Source organism: Vibrio navarrensis (assembly GCF_000764325.1).
GTDB classification, from domain to species: domain Bacteria; phylum Pseudomonadota; class Gammaproteobacteria; order Enterobacterales; family Vibrionaceae; genus Vibrio; species Vibrio navarrensis.
Genome location: NZ_JMCG01000002.1, coordinates 664,386 through 686,723, shown reverse-complemented (window position 1 = coordinate 686,723; position 22,338 = coordinate 664,386). Strand labels below are relative to the sequence as shown.

At 47.7% G+C, this 22,338-nt stretch carries 15 protein-coding genes; 7 read left to right on the top strand and 8 right to left on the bottom strand.

The window, feature by feature from the left end; all coding sequences use genetic code 11:
* Positions 1 to 454: 454 nt before the first annotated feature.
* The 4 genes from EA26_RS17455 to hemL form a co-directional block, all read right to left on the bottom strand.
* Entirely contained in the window at positions 455 to 3,844 is a 3,390-nt protein-coding gene (locus EA26_RS17455; RefSeq protein WP_039430401.1) for a response regulator, read from the bottom strand.
* Between the two features lie 252 nt (positions 3,845 to 4,096).
* The gene (gene rsmC, locus EA26_RS17450) at positions 4,097 to 5,119 is read right to left on the bottom strand and encodes a 16S rRNA (guanine(1207)-N(2))-methyltransferase RsmC (RefSeq protein WP_039430400.1); all 1,023 of its coding nucleotides are present in this window, start codon (positions 5,117 to 5,119) and stop codon (positions 4,097 to 4,099) included.
* Positions 5,120 to 5,190: 71 nt separating this feature from the next.
* Positions 5,191 to 6,276 (bottom strand): AI-2E family transporter, encoded by a 1,086-nt coding sequence (locus EA26_RS17445; protein WP_039431644.1) that lies wholly within the window; start codon positions 6,274 to 6,276, stop codon positions 5,191 to 5,193.
* Positions 6,277 to 6,518: 242 nt separating this feature from the next.
* Positions 6,519 to 7,814 (bottom strand): glutamate-1-semialdehyde 2,1-aminomutase, encoded by a 1,296-nt coding sequence (gene hemL / locus EA26_RS17440; protein ID WP_039430399.1) that lies wholly within the window; start codon positions 7,812 to 7,814, stop codon positions 6,519 to 6,521.
* Positions 7,815 to 8,095: 281 nt separating this feature from the next.
* Between hemL and erpA the strand changes: the two genes are divergently transcribed.
* From erpA to EA26_RS17425, 3 genes are all read left to right on the top strand, one after another.
* Positions 8,096 to 8,437 carry an iron-sulfur cluster insertion protein ErpA gene (gene erpA / locus EA26_RS17435; RefSeq protein WP_039430398.1) on the top strand — a complete coding sequence of 114 codons (342 nt, stop codon included), beginning with the start codon at positions 8,096 to 8,098 and terminating at the stop codon, positions 8,435 to 8,437.
* A 117-nt stretch (positions 8,438 to 8,554) separates the two neighbouring features.
* Positions 8,555 to 9,649, top strand: coding sequence for an efflux RND transporter periplasmic adaptor subunit (locus EA26_RS17430; RefSeq protein ID WP_039430397.1), 1,095 nt, complete (start codon positions 8,555 to 8,557; stop codon positions 9,647 to 9,649).
* A gap of 9 nt (positions 9,650 to 9,658) precedes the next feature.
* Positions 9,659 to 12,808, top strand: a complete 3,150-nt coding sequence (locus EA26_RS17425) for an efflux RND transporter permease subunit (protein WP_039430396.1) — start codon at positions 9,659 to 9,661, stop codon at positions 12,806 to 12,808.
* A gap of 68 nt (positions 12,809 to 12,876) precedes the next feature.
* Here EA26_RS17425 and shyC read toward each other — a convergent pair whose 3' ends face one another.
* Positions 12,877 to 14,169 (bottom strand): peptidoglycan DD-endopeptidase ShyC, encoded by a 1,293-nt coding sequence (gene shyC, locus EA26_RS17420; RefSeq protein ID WP_039430395.1) that lies wholly within the window; start codon positions 14,167 to 14,169, stop codon positions 12,877 to 12,879.
* Positions 14,170 to 14,298: 129 nt separating this feature from the next.
* Between shyC and tyrS the strand changes: the two genes are divergently transcribed.
* Positions 14,299 to 15,486, top strand: coding sequence for a tyrosine--tRNA ligase (gene tyrS / locus EA26_RS17415; protein ID WP_039430394.1), 1,188 nt, complete (start codon positions 14,299 to 14,301; stop codon positions 15,484 to 15,486).
* Between the two features lie 70 nt (positions 15,487 to 15,556).
* Here the strand turns inward: tyrS and dacB are convergent, their stop codons facing one another.
* Both dacB and EA26_RS17405 read right to left on the bottom strand, forming a co-directional pair.
* Entirely contained in the window at positions 15,557 to 16,990 is a 1,434-nt protein-coding gene (gene dacB / locus EA26_RS17410; protein WP_039430393.1) for a serine-type D-Ala-D-Ala carboxypeptidase, read from the bottom strand.
* Between the two features lie 101 nt (positions 16,991 to 17,091).
* Complete coding sequence (locus tag EA26_RS17405; protein ID WP_039430392.1) at positions 17,092 to 18,099, bottom strand: porin; 1,008 nt, start codon at positions 18,097 to 18,099, stop codon at positions 17,092 to 17,094.
* 548 nt (positions 18,100 to 18,647) lie between these two features.
* Between EA26_RS17405 and greA the strand changes: the two genes are divergently transcribed.
* Positions 18,648 to 19,121: a transcription elongation factor GreA gene (greA, locus tag EA26_RS17400; protein ID WP_039430391.1), complete on the top strand. Its 474-nt coding sequence runs from the start codon at positions 18,648 to 18,650 to the stop codon at positions 19,119 to 19,121.
* A gap of 78 nt (positions 19,122 to 19,199) precedes the next feature.
* On the opposite strand, the gene yhbY is transcribed toward greA, so the two are convergent.
* Positions 19,200 to 19,496 carry a ribosome assembly RNA-binding protein YhbY gene (gene yhbY / locus EA26_RS17395; RefSeq protein ID WP_039430390.1) on the bottom strand — a complete coding sequence of 99 codons (297 nt, stop codon included), beginning with the start codon at positions 19,494 to 19,496 and terminating at the stop codon, positions 19,200 to 19,202.
* A gap of 138 nt (positions 19,497 to 19,634) precedes the next feature.
* Between yhbY and rlmE the strand changes: the two genes are divergently transcribed.
* A complete protein-coding gene (rlmE, locus tag EA26_RS17390) occupies positions 19,635 to 20,264 on the top strand; it encodes a 23S rRNA (uridine(2552)-2'-O)-methyltransferase RlmE (RefSeq protein WP_039430389.1) in 630 nt (209 codons plus the stop codon).
* Between the two features lie 99 nt (positions 20,265 to 20,363).
* Positions 20,364 to 22,319, top strand: a complete 1,956-nt coding sequence (gene ftsH / locus EA26_RS17385) for an ATP-dependent zinc metalloprotease FtsH (RefSeq protein ID WP_039430388.1) — start codon at positions 20,364 to 20,366, stop codon at positions 22,317 to 22,319.
* Positions 22,320 to 22,338 lie beyond the last annotated feature (19 nt).

Genomic DNA, 22,338 nt, shown 5'->3' with positions numbered 1-22,338 from the left:
TTGTTTTTGCTGAAATTTTGCACATTGATGTGCGTCGCATCCCTAAGGCATTTGATTACCATTTGTTAGTATCTACTAACCGCATTGGCTTCGTATTTATTGCCTCTTAAGTTTATTGTTAATATTGTAGATCTTGCTCACATCTGAAAAATGAGTTAATTAACCAGACAAAATTTAATCTGCCGTTCTGTTGTGATTGAACTCGCAAACTGCTTTAAAAGTCCATAATGAGTCAGTGGGAAAGGTATTCTTACGTTGATAATCTAGGCTACTCAGCGATGACAACGCCATTAATTCTTTACGTAAATTAAGCGTTTTGATGTGAGTTTTCGAGTCAAATTAACTCGTTTGGCCGATAGAGAAAATGGCCGATAGCGTGGTGATTGTGCTCAATATCAAGCGATATAAAAAAAGCCCAAAACGCATTTTGGGCTTTTTGGTTTAGTCTTTATCATTAGCTGGTGAGTAGACGTTGCAGCTTATCGCGCTGCATTTCGATATAGCTACGCTCTGGGCTTTGCTCTTTACAATGCGCGAGAATAAACTCAATAGAACTAAGTACTGTGCGCCAGCGAGGCGTTCTTGGCAGTGTCTCAATGCGCATGTATTTGTCGAGAGTGCGGGTTTGCAGCGTACTTCGGTCGAGATAGACGCGCCACAAGCCGCTTTTCTCGGCAAAGGCAAACTTGTTCTCACCTGTGACCGACTCCCAGTAGTCTAAGGCATGGGTCATCACATCGACCAAAACCTCTCGCATTATCTCTTGCTTGTTTTGGTTGCTCCCCAAGGCTTTGTCAGCTAATCGCGTAAACTCGCCACCGAGCTCTTTCAGGCTCTGCAGTTTCTCTTTATCGCCATCAAAGGCATAGCTTGAGAGCACCTCAACGGCGGTTTCTAAGTTGTGAATGCGCGACGCGGTTGCGCCGCCACCGACGTTAAAGATAAACATGGCATCTAAGCCTGACTCTGCCGGCAATTTGAGAATGTCGGTTTCAATGTGCTGTCTTACGTCTTCGACGTAAATATCAATGTGGCCGCAATAGTGTGGCTGTTTGACGGTTAGGTACTTAGGTGCGATTAACTCTTCTGCATTTGATCGTTTGAGCTGTTCTAAATTACGTTTAAACAGCTTACAAGCGGCTTCGTTGGCAAAACGAATGCGCTTGTCTTCCCGAATACAGATGATGGCTTCAGGGGCCGATTCCAGTTGCTCCAGTAGTCGTCCTTGCGTCTCGAGTAAACTCGCCTCGACCATCGCTCTCTGTTTTAACTCGGCTTCTAAGCGGCTGTTTTCCAAGCGTCGCTCTTCAGCTTTGCTCGCCATCAGATGCGCCTTGATGCGAGCAGCAAGCTCTTGCTTATTAAACGGTTTTGATAAGTAGTCGTTGGCACCCGCTTCAAAGCCGCGCACGCGATCTTCGCTTTGATTGAGTGCGGTCAGCATGATGATGGGCAGTTCCGCCAGATCGAACTCTTGACGTAGTTGGTGGCAAACCTGATAACCACTCATGCCCGGCATCATGATATCGAGTAGCAACAACGCCGGTTTCTCTTGCTTGATCAATGCGAGTGTTTCCGGGCCATCAGAAGCGGTTTTGACACGATAACCTTCAATGCGCAGGAAACTTTCCAGTACACGTAGATTCACAGGCTCATCGTCAGCCACCACCAACAATGCACCCTGCGGATTTTCTGGAAGTGATGATTGGTCGAGAGAGAGCAATTCATTGCTGTCAGGCGCTTGGAAGTGATGGTATTGCGCCATCTTCGCTGTGGCATTGATCTCCTCATCACTGGCCAAAGGTAAAGTAAAACTAAAGGTTGTACCCACCATTGGCTGGCTGCTGACATACAGAGAGCCGCCCATCAGTTCAATTAACTGACGGCTAATCGAGAGGCCAAGACCCGCCCCTTGCCGATAACGACCTGCATCCTGACCCGCTTGAATTAACGGTTCAAAAATATGCTCCAGTTGTTCTGCTGGAATGCCCTGCCCAGTGTCCACGACTTGAATTCTTGCTTTGCCGTCTACTATGTTGGCGGAGATGACGATTTTGCCTTCGCTGGTGTATTTAATCGCGTTGCCGATCAAGTTGTACAACACTTGCTCCAAGCGTTGTGGATCAGCGGACACGGGGGCGAGATCGTTTGGAACTTGATTGATGATTCGCAGTGTTTTATTGCCGAGCAGATGACTGGAAAGCTCAAGCACTAAACGGGTGGCACTGGCCAAACTGACCGCCGACTTATGAATGTCCAAGCTGCCATAGCGCATTTTGTGATAATCAAGTAGGTCGTCGACTAGGTTTGCAAGCCTTTGGCCGCTTTTGATGATGATATCGAGCTGATATTTTTGGTTGCCAGGAATCGGACCATTGGCTCCGGAGACTAAGGTTTCGGCAATGCCAATCATGCCATGCAATGGCGTGCGCAACTCGTGTGAGGTGGTCGCGAGGAACTCATCTTTGAGTTTATCGGCTAATTGCAGCTCATCGTTTTGCTTTTGGATCAATTGCAGACTTTTTTCTAACTCCCGGTTTTGCGTTTTGATTAACTGAATTTTGTCGCGAATGGAGCGCTGCATACGTTCAAAGCTAACTGCCAAGCGGCCGATTTCATCCCGGCGATCTGTATTGATCATATTCTCGTCAAGATCGCCAGCAGAGACTCGTTCTGCTGCCCACGTTAGTTTAAGCAGCGGAGAGGTAATGAAATTGGACAGATAATGTGAGCAGATAAACACCAGAATGATGGCAATCAGCATGGCGATGACAAACAGTTTCTCCAATTGTTGGATGCGAGCAAAGGCTTCGCTTTCAGGCAATTGAACTACGAGCGCCCAAGTTTGTCCTTTGAGGGTAATCGGTGTAAATGCGGCAATGGTCGCTTCGCCTAAACCGTTTATGTAGGTTCCAACCGAGGTCAGGCCTGCCAATGCTTTGTTGATCACTTCTGCACTTTGACTAATGTCGTCCTGCTTGGTACTCATGGTGCGAGGTAAGTGGTCACTACCGACGAGCAAGGTATGGATCACTGCATCTTTGTTTACATCGGCAACCAGTTTAGTTAAGCCATTGTTCGGTAAACGGAACATTGCATAACTGTGCAAGTAGCCTTGTTGAATGATGGGTGCGCCTAACCAAGCGACCTGTTTGCCATCTTCCTCGGCAAAATCGGAAATCAGCACAGGGGTGTAATCTTCGTTGTCTTTGCGCTTTTCCGTAACGTCTTTGGCAAGCTGGCGAAAGCTCCTTCCAAGTAAAGTGTCTTTGTAGGGCCCCGTTTTCAGGTTGGTACCAAAATTATCGTATTTATAGATGGAGTAGGTGACGTTGCCGTCCAAATCGATGAGCAGGATGTCGTCAAAATCGGAGCGTTTGAGTAGTTCTAAGTAGGCCCAGTGATAGCGCTTGTGCAGCAGTCGGTAACGTTCACTACCGACATAGCTGCTGGATTCAGGCAAGATTGACGTTTTGATCTGATCGCCCGAGCCCGGAATATAGCGTTGCTGGGCGTTTTCGCGCGCTTGCTCGATATCCAGACCTAGGCTTTTAAAGGCGTTGACTAGGCCATAAAAACGCCCACCACTGGCATAAGCTAACTCTGAACGGACAAAACCCATCACTTCGGTTTCTTGTGCCTGAAAATAATCCATCACCTGTTGTTGCTTGGTATCGCGCACCGAGAGGAGGTGGGAAGTGCTTTGCTCTTGCAGATCTTTGCTATGAGATTGCAAAAAGAAAATCGCAATGATGGTTAATGGTGTCAGACTCAACACCAAAAAGGCCGTCATCAGGGTACTTTGCAGACGTTTGAATTTCTGTTTCCGGTAAAACTTAAACATACAATTTCGTTAAGGCTCTTGAAAGACGATGACTCAAGCTTGGAGAGTCATGAGTGCGAAACGGATAAATGGTTAATTGACTGTACTTGATACAACAAAATAGCCCATTTTGAATTTAACGAAATTAACGAGTTTTTTTACTTTGACAAGTAAGTTGTCTACAAAGCGTGGATGGAAACGCAAAAAATCGCCCTGACGAGATGAATCGGTCACAACCTCATGCTGGGGTTGCAGATATTGTGACCAATTTGCTTATTTGTGTGCGTGATAAATAGCGAACTTGCTGGTCTTATTTAGCGTCGCACAATTACCGAATGATTGCTCTATAATCGGAGGGTAGCGCAGGAAGCTGTTGGCAACGATGAGCAGTTCACCATTGGCATTAAGGTATTGTGGTGCCTTACCCAACAAAGTTTCGGCTGCGTTATAATTTGTTTCGAGACCGCTGTGAAATGGTGGGTTAGAGATGATGAAACGGTAATCACTGGCGGTATCAGAGTAGATATCGGAAGCAAACACACGACCTTCCAAGCCATTGGCTTGCAAGGTGGCTTGGCTTGATGCCAAGGCATAAGCATTGATATCGCACATTTCGAGGCTAATCTCAGGGTTGGCTTTTGCCATGAATGCACCAAGGACTCCCGCGCCACAGCCAAAATCCAGCACTTTACCGCTTAATGACGGCAAGGTTTCGAGTAGCAGTTTACTGCCTAGATCAAACTCGCCGTGGCTAAATACGCCTGGTAGGCTTTTTACCGTGATTGTGTGGCCGTTGAGCGTCAGTTGATAGCTGGCAAACCAATCTTGTTGAGTAAAGGGAGCAGGAGTCTGTTCGCATTGTCCCCAATAAAATGAACAGCGACGAGCGGAGTCGTACTTGTTGATTGGCCCGTAGTCGCTAAACATTTTCTCTATACTTTTTATCCCGGAGCGGTTTTCACCCACCACGACTATCTCGCAACCTTGGCCTAACTTGGCCATCAGCATTGACAGTAGGTAGTTCGCTTCTGCTTTGGCCTTTGGCCAGTAGAGCAGCAACAGGTCCGCTTGCGTCGCTTGGTCAAACTCGGCGCCAAAGTAACTCTTCACCTGTTCGGATTGCTGAATTTGACGAAAGTAAGCGTAATTGGAGGTAAACACAGTCACGGATTGGCAATGCTGCCTCAGTTCGATGGGGAAAGTGTCTTCGATCTCTCCGGCGACCAGAACGTGTTTACCTTTGAAATAATCGAGTTGACGCTGGGCGATTTGGCTTGGGGCGGTGTATGCAGACATGTGGGTACGCTATCGATAAAAATTGGGCAGATTTTCGCACACTCTGCCCATGACTTGAAGTGTGTCTGAGGTTAGCTGTTGTCTTGTTGGTCGAGAAAGCTCTTAAACTCTTCCTCGTAAATATTGAACAGCACCATAGTGATGGCAAAAATGAGCGGTCCATAAATAAGGCCGATGAGGCCAAACAGTTGAATACCGCCCAAGAGAGAAAAGAAAATCATCAGGGTGTTCATTTCCGCGCTGCCTTGCATCAAAAACGGCCGCAGCAGATTATCAATCGAACCGACTACCGCAATGCTCCAAATCGCCAAGAAGATGGCCCAGCCCGTTTCTCCGGTCAGCAGCAGATAGAGTGTCGCCGGAATCCAAATCAGCGCCGTACCTACCACCGGAATGAAAGAGGCAAAGCCCATCATGGTGCCCCAGAAAAGGGTAGGGAAGCCCGCGAGCCACATGCCGATACCGCCAGCAACCCCTTGTGCTATCGCGGTGAGAAAAGAGCCCATCACGGCTGACTTCGAGACTTTCTCAATTTCGTCCAGCAGTTTGTCTTCCTGACTGCGCGACAGAGGTAAAATGTGGCGGATGGCGGCGATGATCTTATCGTGGTCGCGTAACAAGAAGAACAGCACAAACAGCATGAGGAAGAAATCCAGCAAAAAGTTGGTGGCGTCCCCCAAAATTTTGGCGCTAATAGCGACTAAATTGGAGCCGAGTGCACTGGCCAGTTGCCCCACTTTTTCGGCAATCGATTTGGCGTCAATATTGTCAAAAGGCAAATATTCATTGAGCAGCTCCAGCCCTTTAGTCACCCAAGGATGAGCGAACACGGTTTGAATGCCGCCGTGCGTAACCCATTTGTAAGTGTTCTGAGAAAACAGAGATCCTTGCTGTACGATGGCAGCGAATACAAACAGCAGCGGCACCACGATAATGAAGGTCAGCACAATGCAAGAGAGCAATGAGGCCAGATTTTTCTTCTGTGGCATCTTATGCTCGAACCATTGGTGAACAGGAAACATCAGCAGAGAAATGATAAACGCCATAATGATCGAGTTGATGTAGGGCTCGACCAGCAAATAACAGGCAATGCCAGCGGCCAGTAGCGCGACGATCAAAACCCGATGACTGGAAGTAATTTTGACTTTTTCTGACACAGCTGCCATCCACGATAGATTGATATTGTGGTTATAATGACGCCAAATCATGACGTTATCAATGCGGAGAGTGGATGATGGGCTGTTGCAATAAAGATAAAGGCTGTGAAAAACAGCAACGGAAAAGATCCATTCCTTGGTTTTCCCTCGTCGTAGTGGTGCTGGCACTACTGGTGCTTTTCAACTGGCAATAAAAATGGGCCAGGTTGCGCTGGCCCATTGAACTCGCTTGACGAAAGATATTATTGCTGTTCTTGCGCCAAGATGGCAAAACAGCGATCCGCCGCTTCGAGCGTCGCATCGATCTCTTTTGAACCGTGCGCTAAAGAAGTAAAGCTCGCTTCAAAAGCAGAAGGCGCCAAATAGACACCGTGCTCAATCATCAGATGGAAGAAGCGTTTGAATCTTTCAACATCGCATTTGGCCACATCTTCATAGCACGTGATCTGCTCTTGTTCGGTAAAGAAGAAACCGAACATGCCGCCGACTTGGTTGACCACTAGCGGGATGCCGTGTTTGTCGGCTAACGATTTGAAACCGTCAGCCAATTGTTTGGTTTTCGCCGCTAAACGTTTTTCGTTGCCTTCTTCTTTTAGTAGATTCAGGCAAGCGTAACCCGCAGCCATCGCAACCGGGTTGCCAGATAGCGTGCCAGCTTGGTAAACCGGACCTGTTGGTGCGATAAATTGCATCACATCTTTACGTCCACCAAACGCACCAACCGGCATACCACCACCAATGATTTTACCCAGCGTAGTGAGATCTGGTTTGATGTCGTAATACGCTTGCGCGCCGCCCAATGCCACACGGAACCCGGTCATCACTTCATCAAAAATTAACAGCGCGCCCTCTTGGTCGCAGATTTCACGCAGCCCTTGGTGGAAACCTTCCACCGGTGGAATGCAGTTCATGTTCCCAGCGACAGGTTCGACGATGATACAGGCGATTTCGCCCGGGTTGGCCGCAAACAGTTCACGCACTGAATGCAAATCGTTGAAGCGAGCGGTCAGCGTATGTTTGGCAAAATCAGCCGGGACCCCAGGCGAGCTTGGTTGACCAAGGGTTAATGCGCCCGAGCCGGCTTTGACCAGCAAGCTGTCTGCGTGGCCGTGGTAGCAGCCTTCAAATTTGATAATCTTGTCGCGGCCAGTAAATCCACGTGCCAAACGAATCGCGCTCATGGTCGCTTCAGTACCTGAGCTCACCATACGCAACTGTTCCATCGATGGCACGAGCTGTGAAACCAGTTCGGCCATTTTGATTTCCATCTCGGTCGGCGCACCAAAGCTCAAACCGCGCTGCGCTGCATCAATCACTGCTTCACGAATCACCGCGTGGTTGTGGCCGAGAATCATAGGCCCCCATGAACCCACGTAGTCGATATAAGCTTTACCGTCCGCATCAAAGATCAGCGCACCATCGGCTCTTTCAACAAAAATTGGTGAACCGCCAACGCCATTAAAAGCGCGCACCGGGGAATTCACGCCGCCGGGGATGGTCTGTTGGGCTTTCTGATACAGCTCGGATGATTTGGTCATGGGTTTATCCTCTTCTGATTGCTCGGGGCCAAGTGGCGGGCATTGTACCTCTCTGAGAGGCAGTTAGAAATATTTTGCTGAGCTTTATGACTCCTTTCACGAGTTTGCGGAAAATATTCAAGCTAGAATGTAGTGCTTAAGAGTGAACTATAAGGTGGTGAATACTTGAACGTCTTGGTCAGGTATTGGATAATCGCTCTCATATCAAAAAAGATACGTCCGTCGCGTGAATTATTTGGAATAATCATACCGACGGCATTACACGAGTGAGAGAGGTCGTCGTGAGCGATATGAATGTACCAATATCCTTTTCGGATGCAGCAGCGGCACGGGTAAGAATGTTGATTGCTGAGGAAGAAAATCCTGCGCTGAAATTGCGTGTCTATATTACTGGCGGTGGCTGTAGCGGTTTCCAGTATGGTTTTACTTTCGATGAAAACGTCAACGACGGTGACATGACCATTGAAAATAGTGGTGTCACTCTGGTGGTTGACCCTATGAGTTTGCAGTATTTGATCGGCGGTGTGGTCGATTACACGGAAGGGTTAGAAGGATCGCGTTTCTTCATTGATAACCCCAATGCCAAAACCACCTGTGGTTGCGGCGCCTCGTTTAGCGTGTAATCCGGTTAAACTTTTCTTCAAAGGTAGTTGTATTGCGCAACTACCTTTGTTTTACGCCGCTAGGATATTGCGTAAAACATGCTCCAGAATCCGGGGAGCAAATAAAAAGGACTTTTTATGTCTATCAAACAACAAGGCCGCTTTTTTTTGCAGCGTCCATGGCTAGTTTCTCTACTTATTATTCTCGCATTAACCACGTGGCTTAGTGTCGGTTCTCTGCAAGCCGAAGAGCCCGCGCCCCTTAGCAAAGAACAAGCGATTCCACTCGCGAGTGTCGTTTTTCAAACCTTTAACGCACAAAATACCGCCAAGAGTATTGATCTCTATGGCCGTACAGCGCCCAATCGGCAAGCCAAGTTAGGTGCTGAAATCGCTGGAAAAATTGTGCGTTTAGAAGTCGAAAAGGGCCAAGCGGTACGCAAAGGCCAAGTGATCGCCGTGATAGATAAACGCGATCTCGACTCCCAGTTGCAGCGTGCCAAAGCCATGCTGGACGTTCGGCAGAAAGAGTTCAAAGCGGCGCAATCGCTCAACAACCGTGGTCTACAAGGTGAAGTGGCCTTTGCCACGGCCGAAGCGGCCCTAGTGGAAGCGAAAGCGAATCTGGTGACGGTGGAAACCGAGCTGCGCAACACCGAAGTGAAAGCTCCTTTTGATGGCATTGTGGATAGTCGTTTTGTCGAACTCGGCGACTTTGTTGGTATCGGCGACCCAGTTGCGACGGTGATTGACTTGGATAAGTTGCTGATAGAGGCCGATGTCAGTGAGCGCCATGTGCAATCGCTGGCCAATTCGCAAACGGCGAAAGTCCGTCTCCTCAACGGTCTGGTCTTGGACGGTAAGATTCGCTACGTAGGGCAGGTCTCGTCTCCCGCCACTAATACCTTCCCGATTGAAGTCGAAGTGGATAACCGCATGCAGCGAATCCCAGCGGGGGTGAGCGCTGAAGTACATCTTACCTTAGATGAAACCTTAGCCATCAAAGTAACGCCGGCCATGCTGGCACTGGATAACAATGGCAATCTAGGCGTGAAGACTTTGCAAGACAATGTGGTGCGTTTTGTGCCTATTCAACTGGTCAAAGCGGAGCAAGATGGCGTTTGGCTCTCTGGGTTGGGAGACAAAGTTGACATTATCGTCCTTGGTCAAGGTTTTGTGCGCGATGGTGATAAAGTCCATGCGACGCGCCAAGCCAGTGTCGCGGTCAACTAAGGGGGCGGTATGTTTTCTGTCATAGATGCGGCCTTATCGCGCTCGCGCACTATGATCAGCTTGCTGATCTTGATTTTGATTGCTGGTGTGGGCACCTACATGACGATTCCCAAAGAGTCGAGCCCAGATATCACCATTCCGATTATTTATGTTTCGGTGAGCCACCAAGGCATTTCGCCTGCCGATGCTGAGCGGCTGTTGGTGCGGCCGATTGAACAGGAGCTGCGCTCGATTGAGGGCGTTAAAGAGATGACATCCACCGCTTCAGAGGGACATGCTTCTGTGGTGTTGGAGTTTACTGTTGGCAGTGATTTGGCCAAAGCCATGGCGGATGTGCGTGAAGCGGTCGATTTAGCTAAGCCGAAATTGCCGACGGAGAGCGATGAGCCAACGGTGAACGAAGTGACGCTCGCCTCGGAAGAGCCTGCTTTGTCGGTTGTGCTATATGGCACGGTACCGGAGCGCACGATTGTTCAGGTTGCCCGTCAGCTTCGTGACAAACTAGAAAGCTTTCGTCAGGTGCTGGAAGTGGATATTGCCGGTGACCGAGAAGATATCGTGGAAATCGTCGTCGATCCGCTACTGATGGAGAGCTATGGTCTTGATCAGGGCGATATCTATAATTTGATCGCCTTGAATAACCGAGTTGTTGCGGCAGGTTTCATCGATACCGGCTACGGCCGTTTCTCGGTGAAAGTGCCTTCGGTTTTTGACTCACTTAAAGATGTTTTAGAGTTGCCGATCAAAGTGGACGGTAAGCAAGTGATCACCTTTGCCGATGTCGCAACGGTGCGCCGCTCTTTTCGCGATCCGGAAAGTTTTGCCCGCCTCGATGGTAAATCTGCCGTGGTGCTGGATGTCAAAAAGCGCGCAGGTGAGAACATCATCGAAACGGTTGAGTTGGTAAAACTGGTTATCGAAGAGGCACAAAAAAGAGACGATTGGCCAGCGAACTTGTTGGTTAAGTACACTTGGGATCAGTCAAAAGACGTTGAGTTGATGCTCAACGATCTGCAAAACAACATTTTGTCGGCCATTATTCTGGTGGTGATTGTCATCATCGCCATCTTAGGTGTTCGCACCGCGTTTTTGGTTGGCGTATCGATTCCGGGCTCATTTTTAACTGGTTTACTGGTGTTGGCCGTGTTTGGTTTAACCGTCAATATTGTGGTGCTGTTTGCTCTTATCATGGCAGTTGGCATGTTGGTTGACGGCGCAATTGTGGTGACGGAGTTTGCCGATCGACGCATGCAAGAAGGCGTGGAGAGGCGCAGTGCCTATCTTGATGCTGCCAAACGTATGGCGTGGCCGATTACCGCTTCCACCGCGACCACGCTCGCCGCTTTTGCTCCTTTGCTTTTCTGGCCAGATATTACCGGCGAGTTCATGAAGTATTTGCCGCTGACCTTGATAGCAACGTTAGCCGCTTCTCTGATTATGGCGCTGCTGTTTGTGCCCGTACTCGGTGGTTTGATTGGTAAACCACAAAATGTTTCCACTGAAAATCAACGTCGTATGGTAGCACTGCACAACGGCGAATTTGATAAAGCAACGGGGATCACCAAGCTTTACTATCAAACCCTCTCCATTGCCATTCGCCATCCGCTGAAAATTCTGTTGAGTGCGATCTTACTGGCGGTTGGTGTCGGTTTTACCTACAGCAAAGCTGGTCTTGGCGCGGAATTCTTCCCTGAGGTTGATCCGCCTTTCTTTACCGTCAAAGTTCGCTCGTATGGCGATCTTTCTATCTATGAGAAAGATGTCGTGATGCGTGATATCGAACAAGTCATGTTCGGCCACGATGAGTTTGAAAGTGTCTACACTCGAACGGGGGGCGATGATGAGATAGGGCAGATTCAGATAACGCCAGTCGATTGGCAATACCGTCGCAAAGTGAAAACCATCATCGAAGAGCTCAAGCAAACGACATCGAAATTTGCTGGGGTGGAAATTGAGTACAAGTTCCCGGATGCAGGGCCGCCAGTGGAACATGATCTCGTGATCGAAATGTCTTCGCGTGTGCCCGATTACTTAGACGAAGCGGCGAAGCTTGTGCGTCATTGGGCGGATAACAATCCCGCTTTGACCAATCTTAGCGACTCGTCGAGTAAAGATGGAATTGACTGGCAGATCGATATTCGTCGTGATGACGCTTCTCGCTTTGCTGCTGATGCCACCTTAGTTGGCAATACCGTGCAGTTTGTCACCAATGGCTTGAAAATTGGCGATTATTTGCCAGATGATGCGGATGAAGAAGTCGATATTCTGGTACGTTATCCAGAAGACAAACGCGATATTGGCCGTTTTGATCAATTGAGGGTGAAAACGGCAGCGGGATTAGTACCCATCACCAATTTTGCGGAGATCAAACCGAATCATAAGCAAGATACCATTAAGCGTATCGACGGGCATCGCGTGATTAACGTGATGGCGGATATGGCTGAAGGCTACAATTTGGCGTTGGAACTGCCGAAAATTGAACAAGCGCTCAGTGAGCTCGGCCTTCCTTCTGGGGTGGAGTTTAAAATCCGTGGGCAAAATGAAGAGCAGGAAAACTCGTCTGCCTTTTTGCAAACGGCGTTTATGGTGGCGCTGGCCGTGATGGCTTTGATTCTTATCACTCAGTTCAACAGTTTCTATCAAGTGTTTCTGATCTTAAGTGCGGTTTTGTTTTCAACCGTTGGCGTGTTTGCCGGGTTACTGATTTTCCAAAAGCCCTTTGGCATTATTATGTCTGGGATTGGGGTGATTGCCTTGGCTGGCATTGTGGTGAACAACAACATTGTTTTGATTGATACTTACAACCAACTGAGAAAACGTGGATTGGAGAGGGAAGAAGCGATTCTCAGAACCGGAGTTCAGCGTTTACGCCCGGTGATGTTAACCACCATTACGACCATTTTAGGGCTGCTGCCCATGGTGCTTGAGATGAACATCGATTTGATCAATCAGAAAATCGAGTTCGGTGCACCGAGTACTCAATGGTGGTCGCAATTGGCAACCGCAGTTGCGGGTGGGCTGGCTTTCGCGACCGTTTTAACGTTAGTCCTTACGCCCTGTTTGTTGATGTTGGGTCGCGAGAAAGCTTCACCCATTGTGCCGGATGAATATGAGCTGCTGATTGCGGATGAAGAAGCGGCAGATACTGCGGTAAAATAGCGCTGTGAGAGGTATTGGGTGAAATAAAAAGAGGCAATTTGAATTGCCTCTTTTCGTTTGCCCGAAGGTTATTGCATTGCCAGCAGTTTGCTGTAGCGCTCCAATTTTTCCAGACTCAGTGTGGAGTTGGCGATAAAGGTCTGTTTTGCACTTCCGTTCAGTGATTGCGCCTGAGGCAAACTTACCGTTCTGGGGTTTTTATGCACCCCATTGACCAAAAATTCGTAGTGTAAGTGCGGACCCGTGACGCGGCCTGTCCCACCAAGCGTGCCAACCGTCTGCCCTTGCTTTACCCGTTGACCCGTTTTGACCAGACGTTTTTTCATATGCAAATATTTGGTGATGTAAGTATTGCTGTGTTTGATAAATACGTAATTACCGTTGAACTGGTTGTAGCCAGATTGCAATACCACGCCATCGCCCGCCGCCCAAATAGGAGTGCCCACTGGCGCGACGTAGTCCGTGCCACGGTGTGCTTTGACTTGGCCAGTCACCGGGTGAAGGCGACGTGGATTGAAATTGGAACTGACACGGCGAAAATCGATCGGTGCCCGAAGGAAGGCTTTTTTCATCGCACGGCCATTCTCATCGTAGTAATTGTCGGTTCTATCATCATAAATCGCAGTGAATGTTTCGCCTTGGTTGTGGAAAATCGCCGCGATGATCCGTCCGCGACCAATCACTTCTCCTTCAACGACTTGTTCTTGATACAGAACGCGAAAACTGTCTTTTTCACGAATATCTAACGCAAAATCGATATCCCAACCAAAAATGCCCGCCAGTTCCATGATTTGGTTAGGGGTTAAATTAGCGCTGATTGCTGCGTTCCAGAAATTGGAAGTAATCGTGGCTTCGGCGTAGGCGTATTGATAGTTGACCTCTTTGCGGTCTAATTGTGAAATAAATTGCTCGCCTTCTTTCTGTATGGCAAAGGTTTCGAACGCGTTTAATTGTCTTTTGAGTTGCAGCAGATTGTTTTGCTCATCAAAGCCAAATTGCAACAGATCGCCAGGGCGCAGCTTGGTTAACTGCTCTTGAATATCTTTGTTGGTGCTGATCAGCTGATGAAGCAAACTGGCCGACAAGCCAATCCGGCTAAAGAGCAATGCGGCGCTTTCGCCTTCTTTCACTCGGTGCTGTTCCCAACGGCTGATGGCCGACTCGGCGCTAAGTGGCGTTGTGAGAGAAAAGCTTTGCGTATTGAGTTCAATCGGATAATGCAAGCCGACTTGCAAATGATTTTCCTTGGGGCGCAAATCGTTTACATCGGGGAGCAAAAAGGCAGCGCTGAATATAATTGCACTAAAAAAGCCGATGAACATTTTGTGCAGCATTGGAAGACGGGTAAAAATCGAAAGCATGTCTGGTTTTTAATGATATCTAAGAGAGAAAAATAGCCTTGGAACAGTCTAACTTGTTTCAAAATGCAGTGCTATTCAAGTAAGATGTCCAGCTATTATATTTTGCCAAATTTGTGGGAGTGAACAAGCATGGCGAGCATTGAAGCTGCACTAGCCGAGATTAAACGCGGTGTTGAAGAGCTGATTCCAGAAGAAGAGCTAATCGCAAAATTAAAAGAAGGCCGTCCTCTACGTATTAAACTGGGCGCCGATCCAACAGCACCTGACATTCACCTAGGCCATACGGTTATTTTCAATAAGCTTCGCTTGTTCCAAGAATTAGGTCATGAAGTGACATTCCTGATTGGTGATTTTACCGCTATGGTCGGTGACCCAACGGGTAAGAACAGCACGCGTCCACCGCTCAGCCGTGAAGATGTACTGCGTAACGCTGAAACATATAAAGAGCAGGTGTTCAAAATCCTTGATCCAGCCAAAACCAAAATTCAGTTTAACTCTGAATGGCTTTCTGAGCTGGGTGCGGAAGGGATGATTCGTCTTGCAGCGAACCAAACCGTGGCTCGCATGCTGGAGCGCGACGATTTTAAAAAGCGTTACGCGGGTGGTCAGCCGATCGCCATTCACGAATTCATGTATCCACTGTTGCAAGGCTGGGACTCGGTTGCGATGGAAACCGATGTTGAGCTTGGCGGTACGGACCAGAAATTTAACTTACTGATGGGCCGCGAACTGCAAAAATCTCACGGCCAGAAGCCACAAGTAGTACTGATGATGCCACTGCTTGTGGGCCTTGATGGCGAGAAGAAAATGTCGAAATCGTCAGGCAACTACATCGGTATCAGCGAAGCGCCGAGTGAGATGTTCGGCAAGATCATGTCGATATCAGACACTTTAATGTGGAGTTACTACGAACTGCTCTCTTTCCGTCCTTTGGAAGAGATTGCACAGTTCAAAGCAGACGTTCAAGCGGGTAAAAACCCACGCGATATTAAAGTGTTGCTGGCGAAAGAGATCATTGCTCGTTTCCATAGCGAAGCTGATGCAGACGCGGCTGAGCAAGAGTTTGTCAACCGTTTTGCTAAAAACCAAGTGCCTGATGAAATGCCAGAGTTTACGTTTGCCGCAGGTACCGCGATCGCCAATCTGTTGAAAGACGCTGAGCTGTGCGCATCGACCTCGGAAGCGATGCGTATGGTTAAACAAGGCGCCGCGAAGCTAGATGGCGAAAAGATCGAAGACGCTAAACTTGAACCGCTTGCTGGCACTTATGTGTTCCAAGTCGGCAAACGTAAGTTTGCCCGTGTCACTATCGCCTGAACTCGGCTGATTGTCTTAAAGTGGAAAAGCGCCTTGTGAGGCGCTTTTTTTTTGCTGCTACCCGTAACCGTTAGGGGCGCTGAGTGGTGACTTGACTAAACTGCAGCAAATCGCGATAGAAGGCGTTTTCAAATTGGGTAATCGGTGCCACGGGCGTGCTTTCCTCTGACGGGTAATAGTCAGTGATAAACTGCACAAAAGCGGATCTCGGTTGGCCGTTTTGGTCGAGTATAAACCCGGCCATGTTATAGCTGCCATACAGCGAACCACTCTTGGCGAGAATTTGCCCTTTCACGGGTTCTTGGCGCATGCTTTGGCGGTATTTCAATGTGCCTGAGACACCGGATTTCGGTAGCATGGAGAGAATCCGCAGCTGGGCGTCGTGTTGCCAGAGATATTTTAATATCGCCATCATATCTTGTGGGCTCATGCGGTTATTGCGTGATAATCCCGAACCATCAGCGAGCTGTGCTCTGGAGAGATCGATTCCCGCCTTGGCGAACAAGACTTGCTTGATCGCTTCGGTGCCGTTGTTAAAACTTCCCGGCTGAAGATAGAAGTGTGCGCCCAGCGCTTTGGTCAGGTTGTCGGCAATCAAGTTGTCAGAATGCTTGAGCATTGAATCGAGTAAAGTCGGCAATGGAGCAGATTGATGCGTCGCGAGCAGCGTAGCTGAGGTCGAGTTCGGTGCACCAATGCGAATCTGCCCAGTGAATTTGATATCGAGCTGTCTTAGCAGGGTATAGACAATTCGTGTCGCGTACTGTGTTGAGTCCTGCACCGCAAACTTAAGCGGTAACGGCTTATCGCGTTCGACGAGACAACCTTGGAGCTGATACTGATTATTACTAGAGGTCAAAAGTTCTAAATCACAATGGCTCGCTTCTTTCACAGTTTTGGAAACGGTTTTTACGTCAGTCGTCACATAGATAGGAAAGTGCTCTGGTACGTAAACGCGCGTGTTTCCATCATCTTGGGTATAAATCGAAGCTTGGACGCAGTTTTCATCTAATGTAATGGCGCTCGATGGAGCACTGTAGCAAACGCCCAAAATATCCCACGGCCAACCCACGGCGCGTTCGTAGCCTGTAAACACACTGTTATCCAGCCAAATATCGCCTGAAATCTGCGTTATCCCCTGTGCTTTTGCCTCAGCAAAAAGGGTTTTGAGCTGTTCTGTTGTGAGCGTGGGATCGCCAGAAAAGCGTAAAATAATATCCTGCTTATCGCGCAGCAGTTGAGTGGTAAAAACAAAATCGTCTCCCAACTCTAATTTGGCTGCCAGTGCTGTGGCTAATTTTAAGGTACTCGCTGGTGGAAAAAGCTGTGGATTGCTTGGCAAGCTACTCAGGCTGGTTTGGTTTTGTAAGTTCTCAACCCACAAGCTGCTTCGACTACCCTCAGGCAGATAAGCCAAAGGGGCGTAATTGTCCGCTTGTACCGAGGTGACATGAGCAAAAAAGCCGCAGCCGAGAAGACACAATGATTGAAGAAAAAAGCGCATGCGTATTGCCTGTGGAGTATCAAAGTGCCAACAGTATAGCGGGGATAAAAAACGCCTGCTAGTTGAGCAGGCGTTGAGAGTCGTAGGCCGAATAAGGCGTATTAGAAGTCGTAACGTAGACCGATAGCCAGTTCGTCTTCTGCTTGTGCTTTGGTTGCTGTCGCAACGGTGCTACCAACAGTACCGTACTTATCACCTGCATCAATCAGGTTAAAGTTGTAAGAAACATAACCACGGAAGTTTGGTTTGAAGTAGTAAGTGGCATCCAATGCTACGTTATCTGCAGAAGTGTTCTTGTTAGTTTCTGCGTTGTTATAGGTGGTAGTAAAGACGGTTTGACCCATCGTATAACGCGCTGCTAATTCGTAACCAGTGTAATCACCACCAGTTTTCGCTAACTCACCATCGGTGTAAACGCCAGCAAAGTATAGATCGCCCATAGTGTAAGACGCCGCTAGCATATATTCATTTTGATCTTTTTGATCGGCGTAACCACCACCTAGTGCCAAGCCAGTATTACCGATAGCGTAGATGGCTGAAAGTGAGTAGCCGTCTTGACCATTGTTGACATACTTGCTGTCTGAACCTGAAGCTTCCTCATAACGGTCAGCAAAACGGTAACTTGCTTTCACAGTCAGTGCGTCAAACTGTCCAGCATAGGCAACCATATTGTCTACTCGATCGGCAACAGCAATTTTCTTCGCTGCAGAGTTACCGTGGTAAGACATGATGTCGGTAAAGTCAGTAATGATGCCAAGCGCGCCATCATTTTTACCGTAGGTGATCTCGCCAAACGTACCGCCGATACCAGCATAAGCGTAACGGTTGTCTAAGTTATTGTTGGTTTTGTTTTCACCATTGTCATTAGTAGCGAATTCGCCCTCGTAAAAACCGACACCGTATAGACCGTCTTGGATGTCTACTTTACCTAAAAGGTTTAGACGAACACGTGAGTCATCCTGCGCATTACCATCTTTTACTGAAAGACGCGCCTCTGCACGGCCACCTATATCTAGAGAAGCGCCGTCTTGGTTGTAAATTTCAGTTGCATTCACACCCGTTGCCACTGCAGCAGCAGATACCGAAAGAGCAATTAATGTCTTTTTCATCGTTTTATAGTCCTAGTTTTAGCAGTCCATATATCGCTATGAGTGAGGCTTAACGCTCTCGTGACAGATAGCTTTGTTTTGGTTGAATCTTCGCTGCGGCTACCCATAAACGTTTGAGGAGTAACGCGTATAAGAGCGAGCAACGTCGTTTGACTGCCATGTTGTACTGCCAAACCTCTCGAGCTGGTTAGTAAAATGATATAAATTCTAATAATGAACGGTGTTCGATTTTTGTTTTTTGCTTTTAATTTATTGAATATAAATGTTATTTTTCTTTCTTATGTGTGGGGTGATTTAGTTTGTTTTTATCTTTTTTTAGTTGTTTATCTGCAACTTAATCGTTAGGAATGTTGTCTATTGCGGCAGGCCATGGCTATTTTCGCAGGCTATACATGTTTGTTTGAGGCAGCGAAAAGCGATAGAACAAATTAAGATGATTTGGTGCTAAAGTTTGTTTACACTAAACACATAAATGTTCTGTAACTACCTACTCCTATGAGTGGGTAGATTTTTTTTGTCCAAAGGACACTTTGGCATAGAGGTAGAAAATGGAAAAAGTTCCAATGACAGCTCGCGGCGAACAGTTGCTGCGCCAAGAATTAGAAAGATTGCTCAAGTTGCGTCCACAGATTTCCGAGGCCATTGCTGAAGCCCGTGAGTTGGGCGATCTGAAAGAGAACGCCGAGTATCATGCTGCTCGTGAAGAGCAGGGGATATGCGAAGCGCAAATTCGCGATATTGAGTACAAATTGTCCGTGGCTCAGGTGATTGATGTGAGCAAAATGGAAAACACAGGTAAGGTTATTTTCGGTTCGACCGTGACATTGATCGATTGCGATACCGACGAAGAGAAAACTTATCAAATTGTTGGTGAAGATGAAGCTGACATCAAGGCGGGGCGCATTTCTGTCAGTTCGCCAATTGCACGTGGCCTGATCGGTAAAATGGAAGGTGATGAAGTGGCAATCACCACGCCTGGCGGCACGAAAGATTTTGAAATTGACCGCGTGGAATACATCTAAGCGTTTGATAAATAAAATTACGAAAAAGGTCGCACTGCGCGACCTTTCTTTTGTTCGTTGCTTACGTAAATATCGTCATTACTTACGTGGAAGTTCGATTTTACGTTGTTCCGATTGACGGAAAAGTACCAGAGTTTTACCGATTACTTGTACTTTCTCCGCGCCAGTTTCACGAACAATCGCATCGACAATCAGCAGCTTTGTTTCACGCTCTTCAGAAGCAATCTTCACTTTGATCAGTTCGTGAAAATTAAGTGCGATTTCGATTTCGGCAAGCACGGCTTCTGTAAGTCCATTTGCGCCCATGAGCACAACAGGTTTTAAACTGTGAGCTAGGCCTTTTAGGTGCTGCTTTTGTTTGGTGCTTAGGTTCATTCCGCCGCCATTTTTATTTAAACTAAGGGTTGAAAAAACCTATTTTAGCGCCATCTATTGCTGAAGACTATAATTTATTGAGCGATAGAGTCTGCCTATCAAAGTAATAGGTCTGCAAACAGCTTCGTTGAGATTAGAATGAGTAAACAGAAACATTCGGCCAGTTCTGGCCGTTGGTTAAAAGAGCACTTTGATGATAAGTATGCCAATGAGGCCAGAAAGAAAGGCTATCGTTCTCGTGCTTACTTTAAAATTGAAGAGATTCAAACGAAAGATAAGTTGTTAAAACCAGGAATGACCGTTGTGGATTTAGGGGCGGCACCTGGTGGTTGGTCTCAGTATGCGGCTAAGATTCTCGGCGAACAAGGACAAGTGATTGCGTGTGATTTGTTACCCATGGATCCGATTGCCGGCGTTAGTTTTTTACAAGGCGATTTTCGCGATGACGCTGTACTAGAAGCGCTTTTGGAGCGAATCCAACCTTCGATGGTGGACGTGGTTATGTCTGACATGGCACCAAATATTGCGGGCAACAACTCGGTCGATCAACCACGGGCTATGTACTTGGTTGAATTAGCTCTAGATATGTGTCGACAAGTTCTGGCGCCTAATGGTAGCTTTGTGGTCAAGGTTTTCCAGGGGGAAGGCTTTGATGAGTACGTTAAAAGCGTTCGCGACATGTTTAAGGTCGTTAAAATCAGAAAACCAGAGTCATCGCGAGCGCGTTCACGCGAAGTCTTTGTTGTAGCCACTGGTTACAAAGGTTAACTATTTAGCTCTAGCAGGGCAAAGTTAACACTATAGATACAGGTTACAAACTGTAGTACCCTACCTTTAATTACAATTAGTTATCGAGAGGCTGACACCTTGAGTGACATGGCAAAAAATCTAATTCTGTGGCTGGTTATCGCTGTGGTTTTAATGTCGGTATTTCAGAGCTTTGGCCCTGGTGAGAGTAACGGCAGAGCAGTTGATTACACCACATTTGTACAGGAAGTTGGCCAAGGCCAGATTCAGGAAGCAACCTTTAACAATGGTGAAATTAGTTTTGTTCGCCGAGGCGGAGGTGCGAAGTTCGTCACTTATATGCCTGTGTACGACCAAAAGCTACTTGATGACCTGATTAACCAAAATGTGAAAGTGCAAGGTACGCCTCCAGAAGAGCAGAGTCTACTTGGCACCATCTTTATCTCTTGGTTCCCAATGATCCTTCTGATTGGTGTATGGATTTTCTTCATGCGTCAGATGCAAGGCGGCGGCGGCAAAGGCGCCATGTCATTCGGCAAGAGCAAAGCTCGCATGATGAGCGAAGAGCAAATCAAAACGACATTTGGAGATGTGGCGGGCTGTGATGAAGCCAAAGAAGACGTCAAAGAGCTTGTCGATTATCTGCGCGATCCGAGCCGTTTCCAAAAGCTCGGTGGTAAGATTCCGACGGGCGTTTTGATGGTCGGACCTCCTGGTACGGGTAAGACGTTGTTAGCTAAAGCGATTGCTGGTGAAGCGAAAGTACCGTTCTTTACTATCTCTGGTTCTGATTTCGTTGAGATGTTTGTCGGTGTCGGTGCTTCTCGTGTTCGCGATATGTTTGAGCAAGCGAAAAAAGCCTCGCCATGTATCATCTTTATTGATGAAATCGATGCGGTTGGTCGCCAACGTGGTGCTGGTGTTGGTGGTGGTCACGATGAACGCGAACAAACGTTGAACCAAATGTTGGTGGAGATGGATGGCTTTGAAGGCAACGAAGGCATTATTGTCATTGCCGCGACTAACCGTCCTGATGTACTAGACCCTGCGTTGTTGCGTCCTGGCCGTTTCGACCGTCAGGTTGTGGTTGGTTTACCAGATGTCCGTGGACGTGAACAAATTCTCAAAGTACACATGCGTAAAGTACCGCTGGCGGGGGATGTTGAGCCTTCATTGATCGCACGTGGTACTCCTGGTTTCTCAGGCGCCGATTTGGCCAACTTGGTCAACGAAGCGGCTCTGTTTGCGGCCAGAGGTAACAAACGTAATGTATCTATGGTTGAGTTCGAGCTGGCGAAAGACAAAATCATGATGGGTGCAGAGCGCCGTTCTATGGTGATGTCAGAAGAAACCAAAGAATCGACGGCGTATCACGAAGCGGGTCATGCAATTGTTGGCCGTTTGGTGCCTGAACATGACCCAGTCTACAAAGTTTCGATCATTCCGCGTGGTCGTGCATTGGGTGTGACTATGTACTTGCCAGAGCAAGACCGTGTCAGCATGTCTCGTCAGCACCTTGAGTCGATGATCTCAAGCCTGTATGGCGGTCGTTTAGCTGAAGAGCTGATTTATGGTGCAGACAAAGTGTCTACTGGCGCATCAAATGACATTGAACGCGCGACAGATATCGCTCGTAAAATGGTCACTCAGTGGGGCTTCTCTGAAAAACTGGGTCCGATGCTATATGCCGAAGATGAGGGTGAAGTCTTCTTAGGACGCAGTGTGACACAGACCAAACATATGTCGGATGACACTGCAAAACTCATCGATGATGAAGTACGTCAGTTGATTGACCGTAACTACGAGCGTGCGAGACAGATTCTGATCGACAATATGGACATCATGCACGCAATGAAAGATGCGTTGATGAAGTATGAAACGATCGATGCTGGCCAGATTGATGATCTTATGGCGCGTAAAGAAGTGATTCGAGAGCCTGCAGGCTGGGCGGATCACGTCAATTCACAGCCTGAGAAATCCGCTGCACCAGAAGCGAATGCGGAAGCAAAAGTCGAAAAACCTGAGCAAGTTGATGAATCAACGGTTGAGGCTGCAGATAAAAAAGATGCAGAATAACGGTTAACTATCAAGGAAA